The organism is Lujinxingia vulgaris (assembly GCF_007997015.1).
Classification (GTDB): Bacteria; Myxococcota_A; Bradymonadia; order Bradymonadales; family Bradymonadaceae; genus Lujinxingia; species Lujinxingia vulgaris.
On record NZ_VOSM01000001.1, the window covers coordinates 564,847 to 579,982 of the forward strand.

At 62.7% G+C, this 15,136-nt stretch carries 13 protein-coding genes and 1 tRNA gene; 11 read left to right on the forward strand and 3 right to left on the reverse strand.

The window, feature by feature from the left end:
• Positions 1 to 113: 113 nt before the first annotated feature.
• The 3 genes from FRC98_RS02265 to FRC98_RS02275 all read right to left on the reverse strand — a co-directional run bounded on the left by FRC98_RS02265 (position 114) and on the right by FRC98_RS02275 (position 3,453).
• Complete coding sequence (locus tag FRC98_RS02265; protein WP_146979678.1) at positions 114 to 653, reverse strand: hypothetical protein; 540 nt, start codon at positions 651 to 653, stop codon at positions 114 to 116.
• A 28-nt stretch (positions 654 to 681) separates the two neighbouring features.
• Positions 682 to 2,865 (reverse strand): DEAD/DEAH box helicase, encoded by a 2,184-nt coding sequence (locus tag FRC98_RS02270; protein ID WP_146979679.1) that lies wholly within the window; start codon positions 2,863 to 2,865, stop codon positions 682 to 684.
• 153 nt (positions 2,866 to 3,018) lie between these two features.
• A complete protein-coding gene (locus FRC98_RS02275) occupies positions 3,019 to 3,453 on the reverse strand; it encodes a DciA family protein (RefSeq protein WP_146979680.1) in 435 nt (144 codons plus the stop codon).
• A 298-nt stretch (positions 3,454 to 3,751) separates the two neighbouring features.
• Between FRC98_RS02275 and FRC98_RS02280 the strand changes: the two genes are divergently transcribed.
• The 11 genes from FRC98_RS02280 (at position 3,752) to FRC98_RS02330 (ending at position 15,103) form a co-directional block, all read left to right on the forward strand.
• Positions 3,752 to 3,823, forward strand: a tRNA-Val gene (locus FRC98_RS02280).
• 178 nt (positions 3,824 to 4,001) lie between these two features.
• Positions 4,002 to 4,526 (forward strand): translation initiation factor IF-3, encoded by a 525-nt coding sequence (gene infC / locus FRC98_RS02285; RefSeq protein ID WP_146979681.1) that lies wholly within the window; start codon positions 4,002 to 4,004, stop codon positions 4,524 to 4,526.
• A 217-nt stretch (positions 4,527 to 4,743) separates the two neighbouring features.
• A complete protein-coding gene (gene rpmI / locus FRC98_RS02290) occupies positions 4,744 to 4,941 on the forward strand; it encodes a 50S ribosomal protein L35 (protein ID WP_146976317.1) in 198 nt (65 codons plus the stop codon).
• Positions 4,942 to 5,005: 64 nt separating this feature from the next.
• Entirely contained in the window at positions 5,006 to 5,362 is a 357-nt protein-coding gene (rplT, locus tag FRC98_RS02295) for a 50S ribosomal protein L20 (RefSeq protein WP_146979682.1), read from the forward strand.
• A gap of 147 nt (positions 5,363 to 5,509) precedes the next feature.
• Positions 5,510 to 6,541 carry a phenylalanine--tRNA ligase subunit alpha gene (pheS, locus tag FRC98_RS02300; RefSeq protein WP_146979683.1) on the forward strand — a complete coding sequence of 344 codons (1,032 nt, stop codon included), beginning with the start codon at positions 5,510 to 5,512 and terminating at the stop codon, positions 6,539 to 6,541.
• A 56-nt stretch (positions 6,542 to 6,597) separates the two neighbouring features.
• Positions 6,598 to 9,078: a phenylalanine--tRNA ligase subunit beta gene (gene pheT / locus FRC98_RS02305; protein ID WP_146979684.1), complete on the forward strand. Its 2,481-nt coding sequence runs from the start codon at positions 6,598 to 6,600 to the stop codon at positions 9,076 to 9,078.
• Between the two features lie 202 nt (positions 9,079 to 9,280).
• Complete coding sequence (locus tag FRC98_RS02310; RefSeq protein WP_146979950.1) at positions 9,281 to 9,562, forward strand: integration host factor subunit alpha; 282 nt, start codon at positions 9,281 to 9,283, stop codon at positions 9,560 to 9,562.
• Between the two features lie 50 nt (positions 9,563 to 9,612).
• A complete protein-coding gene (locus FRC98_RS21220) occupies positions 9,613 to 10,368 on the forward strand; it encodes a MerR family transcriptional regulator (protein WP_230467189.1) in 756 nt (251 codons plus the stop codon).
• Between the two features lie 439 nt (positions 10,369 to 10,807).
• Complete coding sequence (gene rpoD, locus FRC98_RS02320; protein ID WP_230467190.1) at positions 10,808 to 12,370, forward strand: RNA polymerase sigma factor RpoD; 1,563 nt, start codon at positions 10,808 to 10,810, stop codon at positions 12,368 to 12,370.
• Between the two features lie 93 nt (positions 12,371 to 12,463).
• Positions 12,464 to 13,588 carry a serine/threonine protein kinase gene (locus FRC98_RS02325; protein WP_146979686.1) on the forward strand — a complete coding sequence of 375 codons (1,125 nt, stop codon included), beginning with the start codon at positions 12,464 to 12,466 and terminating at the stop codon, positions 13,586 to 13,588.
• Between the two features lie 297 nt (positions 13,589 to 13,885).
• On the forward strand, positions 13,886 to 15,103 hold the full coding sequence (locus FRC98_RS02330) for a hypothetical protein (protein WP_146979687.1): 1,218 nt from the start codon (positions 13,886 to 13,888) through the stop codon (positions 15,101 to 15,103).
• Positions 15,104 to 15,136: the final 33 nt, after the last annotated feature.

Consider the following 15,136-nt stretch of genomic DNA (forward strand, 5'->3'; position numbering starts at 1 on the left):
CCGCCGGCCGTCGGAGTAGCGAGCACCACAAAAAAGGCCCGACCGGAGCTCCGGTCGGGCCTTCTTTTTGATCTCAAACCTGGGGCGCTCCGGTTAACCCGCGCGCCCGGTCGTCAACCTTTGGGGACCTCGTTGTCGTCGATGGCTTCCAGCTTGAGCAGACCGTTCTCCGAGGAGACAAAGCCCTCCGCCATACGCTGGTATACCCCTTTAAACGCGTAGCTCTCACCCTCGCGAACGCGTGCCTTCTTGATGAAGTCGTTGGTATAACCCACGACCATCATCTCATGGCGCGCGTCGGCATCATCGCGAATCAGAAGATGAGGTTGCGGGCAGGACTCACCGCGCTGGCGGGCACGCTTGGGATCGCAGTCGCCCTTGATCTCCATGACCACCCCGCGCACCACCACTTCCTTGTCCATATGGCGATCGCGGTAGCCGACCAGCCCCTCCACACGCAGGGTGTCGTCCTCGTTCTTTTCGTTGATCTCAAAGGCGCTGGCCGGTGGCGGGGCCGGAAGATCGACCACCGCCGGTGGCAAGTTCTCATCGATCGGGAACTCGTCGGCGGGCACCGAGGGGGCTTCTTCCTGGCAGGCGCTCATCGTGAGAAGAGCGCCGGCGAAGAGCAGGGCTACGAGGGGTGTGCGCATAGCTCAGACCTTATCGCGACCAGATGGGTTATTTACGAGCGGCCTCGGCGGTGAGGTTATTGCCTTCCCAGACCTGCCCGTTGAGCGCCACGACGACGTCGCGGAAGTACTCGCGGCGCACATGAATGAAGGAGTAGGTGCTCTCCATCTGAAGATCACCAAAGTCCTCCGGGTCCATGCCGGACATGTAGCATAGCATGGTCACCAGCTCTTCGTCAGAGCCGAAGGTGGAGCTGCCCAGGTTCAGATACATCTTACGCGTGTCGCGAGGCGCGGGGGCCGCAGGCGCGGCCACGGCCACGGCCACCGGAGTGGGCACGGGGGCCGAAGCGCCCTTATTTCCACCCTGGCTGCTGCCACTGCGCGCCGCACGCGAGCGGCGGCGGGTGCGCTCCCGGCGAGGCTTGTTTGCCTCCGGAGCGGGGCTGCTTTCCTCGGCGCTCGGCGCCGTGGGCGCCTTCGCAGCAGCCTCTTCCTGCACCTCTTGCGGCTGCGCGCTGGAGCCATGGCTTCCGCGCGAGCGACGACGCGCTCCCCGACGGCGACGGCGCCGACCGGAGCCTTCTTCGCGCTGCTCGCCACCACTCTCCTGCGTGGTTTCTGCCGATTCTTTCTTGTCTTCGGCCTTCTTCTCTTCGGCTCTGGGAGCTTCGGTCTTCTTCGCTTCGACCTTCTTCTCGTCGGCTTTGGGAGCTTCGGTCGTCTTCGCTTCGACCTTCTTCTCTTCAGCCCTGGGAGCTTCGGTCGTCTTCGCTTCGACCTTCTTCTCTTCGGCTTTGGGAGCTTCGGTCGTCTTCGTTTCGACCTTCTTCTCTTCGGCTTTGGGAGCTTCGGTCTTGGCCGCAGGGGCAGCCGCCGCGGAAGCTTCCACCGACGCGCTCAGGGGAGCACCCTTTTGCACGCGCTCGGCGATCGCGAGAAGTCGTGCCACGGTGCGCACCGGGTCGAGATCACCGCCTTCGCTCGCCTCATTAAGAAGGATCTCGGCGATGCCCATGTGCGCGCCGTAGGGAAGATCGTTGCGCCCCTCCAGCTGGGTGGCGATGCGGGTGAGACCGCGGCGCTGGCGCGCCTTCATGATCTCCACCGGCGTGGGCAGGCTGCGCTCGATGAGGTTCACCGAGTACATCTTGCGCACCTGGAAGAAGGTCGCGACCTCATTGGGCGCGATCAGGCTGATGGCCTTACCCTTCTTGCCGGCGCGGCCGGTACGGCCGGTGCGGTGGATGTAAACCTCGGCCGAATCCGGGAGCACGAAGTTGATAACGTGGCTCAAGTCCGAGATGTCAATGCCGCGGGCGGCCACGTCGGTGGCTACGATGTAGTCGATCTTGCCATCGCGCAGCGCGGCCAGCGTCTTCTCGCGTTCTTTCTGCGGAAGATCGCCGTTGAGCACGTCGGCGCGGTAGCCGTGGCGCTTCAAAAACGAGGTCACCATGAAGGTATCATCTTTCGTGTTCGCAAAGATGATCGCACTGTCGGGCTCCTCATACTCCAGCACTTTGATCAGGTCGCGGGGACGCCCCACGCCACGCACCGGGTAGTACGAATGCGCCACGTCGACTGAGGCGACCGAGTCGGTCGAGAGCAGCACGTTCTCCGGGTAGAAGAGCGTCTTGTTGCCCAGGGCCTTGATCTCATCGGTGATCGTCGCCGAGAAGAGCAGGCTCTGACGCTCCTCCGGGAGGAAGGCCATGATCGCCTCGATGTCGTCGCGAAAGCCCATCGAGAGCATCTCGTCGGCCTCATCGAGGCAGAGCAAGCGAAGCTGGCTAAGATCGATCTTGCCCCGCTCACACAGGTCAATAAGACGCCCCGGGGTGGCGACCACGATCGAGGACTTTTCCAGCTCCTCGTACTGGCGCTCGTAGGAGGTGCCCCCGTAGATGGCGGTGGCTTTGACGCGCTTGAACTGGCCCAGGCGCTCAAACTCATTGCAGACCTGCTGGGCGAGCTCACGGGTGGGCGCGAGCACCAGCACGTCGATGCGGCCGGGCACCGGCTCGAGCATCTCGATCATCGGGATGCCGAAGGCGGCGGTCTTTCCGGAGCCGGTCTGCGACTGCAGGATCAGATCGATGCCGGCGAGGATAAGAGGAATGGCGGCAACCTGCGCCTTGGTGGGGCGGGTGTAGCCGATGGCGTCGAGAGCACGACGCATCTCATCGCTGAGGTAGAAGTCGTCAAAAGTATGTTCAGCGGTCGTCAGCATGTTCCTCTTTCTCGTCAAAAAGACCCGGGGGGTAGGGCGCCCATTGCGCCAAAACGTGAACCGCCTGCGGATCAATGCGGCTCGTCCTTACCTAATGTCGGGCGAGGTCGCAAGGTGCGGCGCGCCCGCTGCTACTCGGAGCGACAGATGCGCTCATCCCTGGCCGCGCTCCCGACGCAGCCGCTCGATCGACGCGATGAGTCGTTTCATCTCATCGTCGAGGTCCTCTTCCATCATCTGAACGTCGCCGCGCTCAAAGGCCTCAACGACCTCCCTGGGGGGAGGAGGCAGGGGTTGGCCTGCGCGCTCATCGAGCTGAATCTCGATGCGCTCCACCGGCCAGGGGGCGTAGCGTTGAACCCGACGCAACAGCGCCAGGGGACGGCGCTTCCATTCATCGGCCAGCGAGGGATGTCGCACCGCCACACGCAGCGTGCCCTCAAAGAGGCTCAGCGGCTCGCAGAGGTGGGTGAGCTCCTCACCCACCATCGTCGGCCAGACCTGACGCAGGAAGCTTCGGGTCGGTGCGGGCAGCTCGCCGCGCTCTTTGCCGGCACGTGCCGCCGCCTTGAGTATGTCGTCAAACATCGATGATCTCCGTGGTGATCGTCATATCCCCACCTTATTATAGGACCCGTACTTTGAGGCAAGCCTCGTACGGTCCGGGATCGCGCGTCTGCCAGAGGGGGTGGTGGGTGGATGTTGTGTTGTTGAAGTGTAACGTGCTGATATCGCTTGGAAATGTGGCGCCATGTGGCGAATGGGGGGCTGCGGGGCGCAAAAAAGTATGAAAAATCTGTTGACACTCCGGGGGGGCAGGGCTACAAACCGAATCGTGCCGCGGCGGTGAAAAACACTGCAGCAACGAAGCACAGAATCCCATTCAAGGCGCGTAGCTCAGTGGGAGAGCACTTCCCTGACACGGAAGGGGTCGGCGGTTCAATCCCGCCCGCGCCTATATCATCGAAACCCAGAACGTGTCGCCTTCGAGCGGAACCTTCGGGCCGAAATGACAACTGAGAAATACAGGCTGGCGGCTCCCTCGCATTGAGCGTTAGGGGGCTGCTCTGGCATTTAGACGGGGTTTTTGGAGCTACGGCAACGACAACCCCCGCTTAGAGCTTTGATCGAGGTCCATGGCGGATAAAGAACCGAAGATTAATCGTCGCATTCGCGCTCCTGAAGTGCGTGTGATCGATCCCGATGGCGAGCAGCTGGGTATCATGAGCTCGGACGACGCGCTGGAGAGGGCCGAAAGTTTCGGCCTGGATCTGGTGGAGGTCGCCCCTCAGGCGCGCCCGCCGGTCGTGCGGATCATGGACTACGGTAAGTTCAAGTATCAGCAGAAGAAGCGCACCGCTGAGGCCCGTAAGAAGTCCTCACGCGTCGAGCTCAAAGAGGTTAAGTTTCGTCCGAAGACCGACGAACACGACTTCCAGACCAAGCTTCGTCGCGCCCGGCGCTTCCTCGAAGAGAACAACAAGGTCAAGCTGACCGTGATGTTCCGGGGCCGTGAGATCACTCACCCCGAGATCGCGCGCACCATGCTTCAGCGCGCGGCCGAGGAGCTGGCCGATGCAGCTCAGGTTGAGCAGAGCGCACGGATGGAAGGGCGCAACATGACGCTTTTTCTCACCCCGAAGAACGTCAGCGTGAGCTGAGTGTTCTGAGCTCGAAGATGTAAGACGCCGGACGTTTTCGTCCGGCGTTTTTTTATGAGGGCGCCGGGCCGGGCAACGACCTTTTGAGCCGACTTCGCGCAACGCGGCTAAATTGAGGGTTGCCAGACGGATTTCATTCAGGTAGCTGTATGCGCCCTTTCGAAGGGAGCTTTTGAGCGTGTCGACAGTCGACGCGCCATCTGTCCAGGAGATTGATATGTCGAAGATGAAAACGCATCGCGGAGCCGCCAAACGCTTCAAGATGACCAAGAGCGGTAAAGTGAAGTACCGCCGCGGCTTCCGCGCCCACATCCTGACCAAGAAGAGCAGCAAGCGTAAGCGTCAGCTCCGCAAAGACGGGTACATCCACCCGGCGGACGAGCCTCGCGTCAAGAAGCTTATTGGCGAAGGTTAAGACACCACGTTTGCGGTCTGACCTGGTTATGATCTGGGTTGCCCCACCACCATGAGGAAGAGCTATGCCACGCGTCAAAAGAGGTTTTAAAGCGCGTCGTCGTCGCAAGAAGGTCTTGCGCGCGGCCAAAGGTTTCGTCGGCGGTCGCCGTCGTCTGTTCAAGAACGCCAAAGAGACCCTGCACCGCTCCTGGGTCTACGCTTACCGCGATCGTCGTCAGCGCAAGCGCCAGTTCCGTCGCCTGTGGATCACCCGTATCAACGCCGCAGCTCGCCAGAATGGCATGAGCTACAGCGCGCTGATCGGTGGTCTGAAGCGCGCCGGCGTGGAGCTGGACCGCAAGGTCCTGGCGGATATGGCCGTGTTTGACTCGGCCGGGTTCGCTCAAGTGGTCAGCGCGGCGAAGAACGCCACGAACTGATCGCGGCGCTCGCTAAGAAGCGCTGCAGGTTGAGTGACGCCCCGTTTCGAATCATCAGTCAGGATGAGGCGATCGGGGCGTTTGTTTTTTTCTTGGCGGTCTTTCCCGCCGGATAACGATCGACGCGAAGCAAAAGGACAAGGCGCGATGAACGTGGAAGAGCTCAGCAAGAAGCTCGAAGAGCTGGCCGCGCAGGCCGTCGAGGAGCTGGCCGTGGCACCTCGTAAAGAGGACGCCATTCAGATCAAGAACCGCTACCTGGGTCGCAAGGGCGATGTGCAGGAGCTGATGAAGGTGCTGCGCGATCTGCCCCATGAGGCGCGTCGGGTGGCCGGGCAGGCCTCCAACGCCTGCAAAACGGCCATCGAAGAGGCCTTTGAGTCGCGTATGCGTGCGCTGGCCAACGAGGAGCTCGAGCGCAAGATGCGCGAAGAGGCCGTCGACATCACGTTGCCCTCGCGCCCGCTGCACGCCTCGATGGGGCATCCGCTGCGCCAGATCGAGCAGGAGCTCATCGGCATCTTTGAAGAGATGGGCTTCGAGGTGGCCGAAGGCCCCGAGATCGAGAGCGACTACTTCAACTTCGAGGCGTTGAACTTCCCGCCGGATCACCCCGCGCGCGATATGCAAGACACCTTCATGCTCGACGACCAGCGCCTGCTGCGCACACACACCTCGCCGGTGCAGGTGCGCACGATGCAGGCCTACGAGCTGCCGGTGCGCGTGATCTCGCCAGGGCGCGTCTACCGCTGCGACAGCGACATCACCCACAGCCCGGTCTTCCATCAGATCGAGGGGCTCTTGATCGATGAGCACGTCACCTTTGGCGATCTCAAAGGCACGCTGCAGCTCTTCGCCGAGCGTTGCTTCGGGGAGGGCACGCCGATTCGTCTGCGCCCGAGCTTCTTCCCCTTCACCGAGCCCAGCGCCGAGGTCGACGTCGGCTGCATCTTCTGTCGCAGCCAGGGCTGCCGGGTGTGCAGTCACACCGGCTGGCTGGAGATCCTGGGCTCGGGCATGGTCGACCCCAACGTGCTTGAAGCCTCGGGCATCGATCCGCAGCGCTACAGCGGGTTTGCTTTTGGGCTCGGTGTGGAGCGGGTGGCGATGCTCAAGCTGGGCGTCAACGACATCCGGCTCTTCTACGAGAACGATCTTCGCTTTCTGGAGCAGTTCTGAGCAGGGTGCCCTCGTTAAGCGCGCCAACAGACGACTTTTTGAACGACGAGTAGACGATGAAAGTGAGCTTGAACTGGCTCAACCAGTGGGTGGAAATCGAAGATCTGGATGCCGACGAGCTGGCCTCTCGCCTGACGCTGGCCGGCCTGGAGGTCGAAGAGGTCGAGCGCATCGGCGAAGGCCAGGAGAAGATCGTGGTCGGCCGCATCGACGCGATCGAGGAGCACCCCAAAGCCGACCGGCTGGTGGTGTGTAAGGTCGACGCCGGTGAGGGGGAGCTGCGCCAGATCGTATGCGGCGCCAAAAACATGAAGGCCGGCGACTTTGTACCGGTGGCGCTCCCCGGCGCCGAGCCGCCCGGCATCGACTTTGCCATCGGCGCGCGAAAGGTCATGGGCGTTGCCTCGGCCGGGATGTTGTGCAGCGAGGAGGAACTCGACCTCGCCACCGAGAGCGAAGGACTGATGCTCCTCGACCGCAGCCTGCCTGTGGGCAAGCCCATCTTTGAAGCGCTGGGTCTTAAAGACGTGGTGCTGCATATCGGGCTGACGCCCAACCGCCCCGACTGCCTCAGCCACCGCGGTGTGGCGCGTGAGGTCGCCGCGCTCTACGGGCGTACGCTGCGCGCGGAACGCCTGCAGACGAGCGCGCCGGCGTGGGAAGGCGCCGGCGAGTCGATCGAGGGGGCCGCCGCCCTGGAGGTTGTCGATGTGGAGGGATGCCCGCGCTACACCGCGGCGGTGCTTGAGGGCGTCAAAGTCGGCCCGAGCCCCCTGTGGCTTCGCCAGCGCCTGGCTGCGCTGGGGATGCGCAGCGTCAACAACATCGTCGATGTGACCAACTACGTGCTCATGGATTTGGGCCAGCCCCTGCACGCCTTTGACCTCGATAAGCTCGAAGGTCAGCAGGTCGTGGTGCGACGCGCCGCCGCCGGGGAGACGATCGAGGCCATCGATCACAAGACCTATAAGCTCGATGAGGCCGATCTTGTGATCGCCGATGTATCGCGCCCGGTGGCAATCGCCGGCGTGATGGGCGGGGCTGAGAGCGAAGTCACCGAGGCCACCACGCGCATCCTGCTGGAGTGCGCCTACTTCGATCCGCGCTCGGTGCGCGTGACCGCCAAGCGCCACGGGCTGCACTCGGAGTCGAGCCACCGCTATGAGCGCGGCATCGATCCGGGGGCGATCGTCGATAACCTGGGAGAGGCGGTTGCGCTTCTTCTTCAGGCGCAGTCGCACCTTGAGGGCGATGCACCGGTCGTGCGCAGCGGCATTCTGGATGAAGGTCCGGGGGTTGAGGCTACGCCGGCGATCTCCCTTGGAAAAGATCGCGCCAACCAGGTGTTGGGCACCGATATTGAGCCCGCCCAGGTGCTCGCCTACCTCAAGAGTGTGGGCGTAGAACGGGTAGAGGAAGATGACCAGGGCTGGCGCTTCCGCGTGCCGACCTACCGCCCGGACCTCGAGCGCGGGATCGATCTCGTAGAAGAGATCGCGCGTTTGCACGGCTTCGATAAGATCGAAGCGACACTTCCCCGCGCGCTGATGGGGCACGCCCACCAGCTGCAGAAGGACACCGAGCGCGGCACGATCGTCTCGCGCGCCGAGCGCCGTGCGCTGAACTGGGTGCGCGATCTTCTGCTCAGCCAGGGCCTGCGCGAAGCGGTGAACTACAGCTTTATGGGAGAGGGCGATCTTGATCGTCTGCGCTTTGATGAAGACGACTCCCGGCGCCTTGCACCCCGGGTGGCCAATCCGCTAGTGCAGGATCAGGCGTTGATGCGCACCACGCTCATCCCCAGCCTGCTTAACAACCTCAAGGTCAACCGGGCGCAGCGCCGCCAGGATGTGGGGCTCTTTGAGATCGGTCGTCGCTACTTCATGACCGAGGAGCGCCGCACCCTGGGCATTGCCCTGACCGGTCGCAAGCGCACCCACTGGAGCGGTGAGGTGAGCTGGGACTTCTTCGACCTTAAGGGCATGGTCGAGGCGCTGGGGCAGGCGTTTGACGCTGCTGACGCGCAGTGGAGCAAGCCTCAGGTCGATGAACCCTACCTCCACCCGGGGGTGCAGGCGGTGTGGACGGTGGGCAACCAGCCGGTCGCGTTTATCGGGCAGCTGCATCCGGCGGTCGCGTCAAAAGAGGGGAGCGATCAGCCGATCTTTGTGGCCGAGGTCGACCTGGAGGCGTTGATCGAGGAGGGCGCACCGGTGCGCAAGTTCAGCGCGTCGGCTCGCTTCCCGGCGGTGGTGCGTGACTTCGCGCTGGTGGTCGATAATGAGGTGGCCTACGCGAAACTTGAAGACGCGATCGCCTCGCTCTGCGGCAGTGACGCTGGCTTCGGCGAGCTCTTTGAGAGTGTCGCGCTCTTCGACATTTACACCGGCCAGCCGATCCCCGAGGGCAAGCGTAGCCTCGCCATTAAGGTGACCTACCGCGCGCCCGATCGCACGCTGACGGAGGCCGAGATCGAGGCCGCCGACAACGCGCTGCTCGCGGCGGTGGAGTCCCAGACCGGGGCTCGTCTGCGATAAGTCACAAAAATCGTGTTTCCTAAGACGGGGCCTTGTCTTAGACTGGGCCCCGTCTTGTGATTTTGATGTCCCGGGTGGGGATCTTCCGGGAAGTTTTCGCAGCCCTGATCTGAGGGTTGCGTGCTGCGGCCGCGCCGACTACAAACCGGCCCGCTGCCGGAGTGTCTTACGTATCGATGTGAGGAGCTGTAAGAAGATGACGATTACCAAAGCCGATATTGTCGACACCGTCTACGAGAAGGTCGGGATCACCAAACGCGAGGCGTCGGACTACGTCGACACCATCTTCGAGGTGATGAAAGAGACCCTTGAAGATGGCGAGGAGATCAAGGTCAGCGGATTTGGCAAGTTTGAGGTGCGAGAGAAGGGCGAGCGCGTGGGACGTAACCCGCGCACGGGAATTGAGATCGTGATCCCGGAGCGTCGCGTGTTGCGCTTTAAGGTCAGCCAGGTGCTCAAGGATTCGATCAACGGCAAGCGTTGATCGCCGGAGTGTTGTAACGAGCCTTGAGATTCGATTTCGCTGACTACCAGATGAGCACTGAGCCCATGACCCAGACCTCCGAGAAGACCTCGCCGGCGATGATTGAGCTGCCTGAGAAGACCTATTTTAAGATTGGCGAGGTCGCCAAGCTGCTTGACGTGGAGCCTTACGTGCTGCGCTACTGGGAGACGGAGTTCGACACTCTGGAGCCGGAGAAGACCAAGAGCGGTCAGCGGGTCTATCAGCGTCACGACATTGAGCATTTGCTGGAGATCAAAGAGCTTCTCTACGTGGAGATGTTCACGATCGCCGGGGCGCGGCGGCAGCTGGAGCGCGGGGCGTCGGTGCGTCTTTCGGGCTCGGCCAGCGGGCCTGCCGGCAGCGTGGTAAGCGCGGATGAGGAGCTTCTCGAGGAGTTGACTCAGGCGCGCCGCGAGCTCGCCGAGGCGCAGCATGCGCTGCAGGAGGCCCGGGAGTCGCAGGACTTTGAGCAGCAGCGTCTGCTCAAAGCGCATCGCGCGTTGGAGCAAGAGCGCGACGCGCTGGGCGAAGAGCTCGGTGAGGCTCGTGCGCAGCTTGCCGCAACCCCGGTCGGGGACGCTGAAGAGACGCTTCGCCTGGAGCAGGAGGTCGAGGCGCTGCGTGAGGAGCTCGCGCGGGAACGCCGTCGCCACGATGAAGTGGCTGAGGCCGGGCGGCGTATTGCCGAGGAGCGGGAGCAGCGCCGTCGCCGCGTGCTCTCGCAGATGCGACGCGAAGTCGATTCGCTCGCAGTGCTTGCGGACGTCAACCGTTCGCGGCGTTAATCGCCACCTTACGTCCAGGCCGGCTCCCTCCGTGGGGCCGGCGCGTTACCAGTCACATCTTGAGGGGGAAGAAGCGTCCCGGGCTACGCGTTGAGCCGGATGAGGCGCCTCGCTGCGCTCTGCCCCCGGTCTATGAAAAGTTTTCATAGCGGGGTCAACGATCCTCAGCGCTTCGGATGAAGTGGAGTAGCAAACCCCCGATAGGTGAAACGTTGCTCCGCATCGCGGATGCCTCATGTGTCATGGCCGCGGCGGGTAAGTCTTTGCCGTGGCTAGCGAAAGCGCCATCCAAAATCAACATCTGTTGTTGGTATAAGATGTGCATGAGTGTGGAGGGCCGGCTCGGTGTGGAGCGGGTACTCTTCTGAGTCTGTCGAACGCAAGGGCTGCTACCATGACCAATCTCGAACAGGCCTCCAATGCCAGGCGCGGGGACACGATGACCGAAACTGAGGACGACTTCATCGCCCAGCGGCGACAGAAGCGGACAGAACGCAAACGAACCCAGTCGGTCGAAGACTTCCGCGATCTCGATCCGGTGAAGATGTATCTGCGAGGCATCGGCCAGGTCAGCCTTCTGACCCGGGAGGGCGAAGTTGCCGTGGCCAAGGAGATTGAGGCCGGCCGCGAGATTGTCTTCGAGGTGCTGGTGAACACGCCGGCGGCCATCGAGATGATCCTGGCCGTGCCGGATCGTCTTCGCGCCGGGACGGCGAGGGCGCGCGAGGTTTTTGACGAGTACGAGCCCAGTGGCGAGGACAGCGACGCGCCGGTGGCCCCCGAGGTCTTTGAGCGCTTTGATAAGTTGCGGCGCACCTGGCGTGCGCTGGAGCGCAAAGATGCCGAGCTCGCCCGCGCCCGGGAGAAGGGAGAGGCCGAGGCGATCAAAAAGGCCGAGCAGGCCCGCAAGCGCGCGCACACCCGGATGGTGAAAGCGGTGGAGGGCTGTCTGCTCTCGCAGCGCTTTATCCACGAGATCGTCGATAACTTTAAAGGCGCCGTCGATAACATCGACCGCTGTGAGCGTCGCCTTCACCGCTACGCGCAGCGCGCCGGCGTGCGGCGCGAGAAGATGGACGCCTGGCGGGAGCTGTACCGTGCGGGTGAGCGTCCGAACTTTGAGAAAGAGCGCATTCACGCTTCCATCGCCGCCGAGATGGATCAGGCGCTGGAGCAGTCGGTGGCGATCATCGACAGCATCGAGCATGAGCTGGGCATGTCGCAGGATGTCTTGCGCCAGACCGTGCGAGACATCGAGCGTGGCGAGCGCCGCGCTGAGCGCGGCAAGAGCGAGATGATCCGCGCCAACCTGCGCCTGGTCGTCTCCATCGCCAAAAAGTACGTCAACCGCGGCATGCATTTCCTGGATCTTATACAGGAGGGCAACATCGGGCTGATGCGCGCGGTTGAGAAGTTCGAGTACCAGCGCGGTCACAAGTTCTCGACCTATGCCACCTGGTGGATTCGCCAGGCGATCACGCGCGCCATTGCCGACCAGGCGCGCACCATCCGCATCCCGGTGCACCTGATTGAGACGATCAACCGGATTCTGCGCACCTCCCGCCAGCTGGAGCAGGAGCTGGGGCGAGAGCCGGAGGCCGAGGAGATCGCCGAGAAGCTGGAGATGTCGGTTGAGGCGGTGCGCCGCGCGATGAAGATCTCACGTCATCCGGTGAGCCTGGAGACGCCGGTGGGCGACGATGAAGACAGCCAGCTGAGCGACTTCATCGAAGACATTAACTCGCCAAGCCCGATGGATGAGGCGGAGACGCGTAACCTGCGCGAGCAGACCCTGGAGCTTCTGGCGACGCTGACGCCGCGAGAGGAGAAGATCCTGCGTATGCGCTTCGGCATTGGCGAGAAGAGTGACCACACGCTCGAAGAGGTCGGCCAGGACTTCAACCTCACCCGCGAGCGTATCCGTCAGATCGAGGCCAAGGCGCTCGAGAAGCTGCGCGTGCCCAACCGCGCCGACTCGCTTAAGCCCTTCCACGAGAGCTGAGAGATTTTTTGACACCTCCCCACCCTCTGTAACACTTCGGGCAGGAGCTCCCATGGACGGGAGCGCCACCTGAAGTGCACCAGGGAGGGTGTCATGACCAGCCACATTCGCCGCGCGCCCGGCGCGCCGACCTCGCAGCCCCAGGCTACGCTAAGTTACGGCCAGCATTTCGGCCCCTACGTGATCACCGGTTTTGCCGGCAGCGGGGCGACCAGCTACGTCTACAAAGCCAGGCGACGCGACCGCTTTGAGCCGGTGGCTATCAAGGTGCTGCACCCTCATCTGGTCGCCGACGCGACCAAGCGCCTGAAGTTCTATCAGGAAGCGCGCATCATGATGCGCATGCAGCACCCCAACGTGGCGCGTTTTCACGAGATTATTGAAGACGGCGATACGCTGGCTTTCGTGATGGAGTACATCGACGGTCACACCCTGGAGCACTGGCGCGCGCTGCACAGCGAGCAGCTCGATGAGGCGACGCTCGGGTGTGTCTTTGTCGATGTGTTGCGTGGGCTGACCGCCGCGCATCGCCAGGGGGTGGTGCACCGCGATATGAAGCCGGCCAATGTGATGATCGCGCAGATTGAGGGGCGCTACACCGCCAAGATCATCGATTTTGGGGTGGCGCGTTTCATCGAAGATCCGCTCAGCGAGAGCGAGCGCACCAAGATCGTCGGCACCGCCGCCTACATCTCGCCGGAAGAAGTCGTGAACCCGGAAGACGTCTGCCTGGCCAGCGATATCTACAGCCTGGGGGTGATGCTCTATGAGGCGGCCTGTGGCCGGCGTCCCTTTGAGGGGATGGAGGTTCGCGAGCTGATGGAGGCCCACGCGCGTCGCGCGCCGGACCGTCCGCGTCAGCTCAACCCGGGGCTCTCCGGTGGGTTTGAGGCGGTGATTTTGCGCACGCTGGAGAAGCGCCCGGACTCGCGCTTTGGCTCGGCCGCCGAGATGATCGGCGCCATTGAGATGGCTCTGCAGGGGGCCTATGAGCTTGAGCAGGCACCGATGCCCGGCAGCGGGGAGGGGGAGGAGCCGACCGCGGAGTGGACGCGGGTGGCGACCGAAGTTGCGCAGCAGAGCCGACGACGCAGCGTGGGGGCCTGGCTGCGACGCTGCGTGGAGGCGGCCGTCTCGCATCTGAGCTCGGAGCCCTCCCACGACGATCCGGTGCATTTTGCGCGCCGACCGGCAGACGCGGTGATGCCCTTTCGCTGAGCGTGTATGACACGCTGCGACACGTTCTTGACACAGAAGGTCAGATTCGTAAGGTACGCTGGTACGTTTCTGGCGAGCTATAGGATCGGAGCAGGTTGCGCTGCCCGCCAACAACACCCTGGTTGTTGCATGTGTTTCCGCTGATCCCGGCTTTGGCTAAGAATCACGTGTTGGCCTTGTCCTCCTTGGTGGAGGGCTCAGCCGTAGTGTCCGGGCAAGGACGAGTCGCACCCTGAAAGCGCTTGTTTATGACGCGGGCACGCAACGCAACCCGTTTGGTTTGAGGAGAGAGTAGTGATGATGAGCAAGAAGAAGAGCATGTTGCGCAATGGCATCCTGGCCGGTCTGGCCACGATGTTCATGGCGTTTGGTGTGGGCTGTGGCGAAGACGAGCAGGACAGCCAGTGCACTGAAGATCAGGCCTACCTTGTGATCGGGTCGAACCCGGCACAGTGCTACGACACGTGCGAAGTTGTTGCAGGTGAGGAAGATCCCTGCGGTGAAGGCTTTGCCTGCCGTCCGGCCGGTGAAGTCAGCGTGTGCCGTGAGACGACCGATCCTGATCCTGATCCCGATCCCGATCCTAACGCATGTGATCCGCAGGTGGTCTGCGAGAGCTACTGCGAAGCTCAGTTCGGTGCGTGCATCGATGAGCACTGTGGTGGCGATGCCGACGTGCGTAGCCAGGAGCTTGACTGGTGCCTGAACGGCCAGACTCTTCAAGGTCGGGACGGTCAGCCGATTGAGATCAGCGAGGGTTGCCTGGCGGAAGCCGAGGCCAGCGAAGTTGCTTGTGAAGAGTTTGAAGCTGAGGCCGAGCAGCTTGATGGTGCCGGTTGCGCTGGCGATGAAGGTAAAGCGTTCGCATGCTCGGAGCTGGGCGTTTATAACGCGCAGGGTGGAGATGTGATCTTTAGCGACGTGTGCGGCTGCGAAGCGGCGCCGATCGGTGGCGAGTGCACCACCGATGCCGATTGCAGCGGTTCGGCGTACGATGGTTTCTGCGTCACCGAAGACAATGAGGAGCCCATTGAGGGTGGTTACTGCGTCTCGCTCTGCGAAAAGACGGGCAGCCTGTATGAGCCCGACGTCAACTGTGGAACTGATGGGGGATATTGCTCCACCCAGTCGGTTGATGGACAGTCCATCTCGATCTGTCAGCAGGAGTGCCTTGAGCTCGCCGACTGTGGTGATCGCGGCAACGCGACCTGCCGTCCGTCGCTCTTCGGCTCGAACCAGGCCGGTGACCTCTTCGCGTACGGCTCTTGTGACGTCCAAGATTGCGATCCGACGGCAGAAGTCACTGGTTGCGAAGAGAACACCGCGCAGCAAGGTATTCCCGCCGCGACCGCGTGCCACCCCTTCAAGTTCTGCACCCAGCCTTGCACCTATAATGCAGAAGACGAAGTTTCGGACTGCCCGGCGATTCCGCTCTCGGGTGAGTCCAGTGTTCAGCTGACCTGCACCGAGGCTGGCTACTGCGATTACCCCTGGGCTCCGGCTCCTGAGGAGTAATCCGCGGAAGACGACGCGCTGAGCACTGGATTT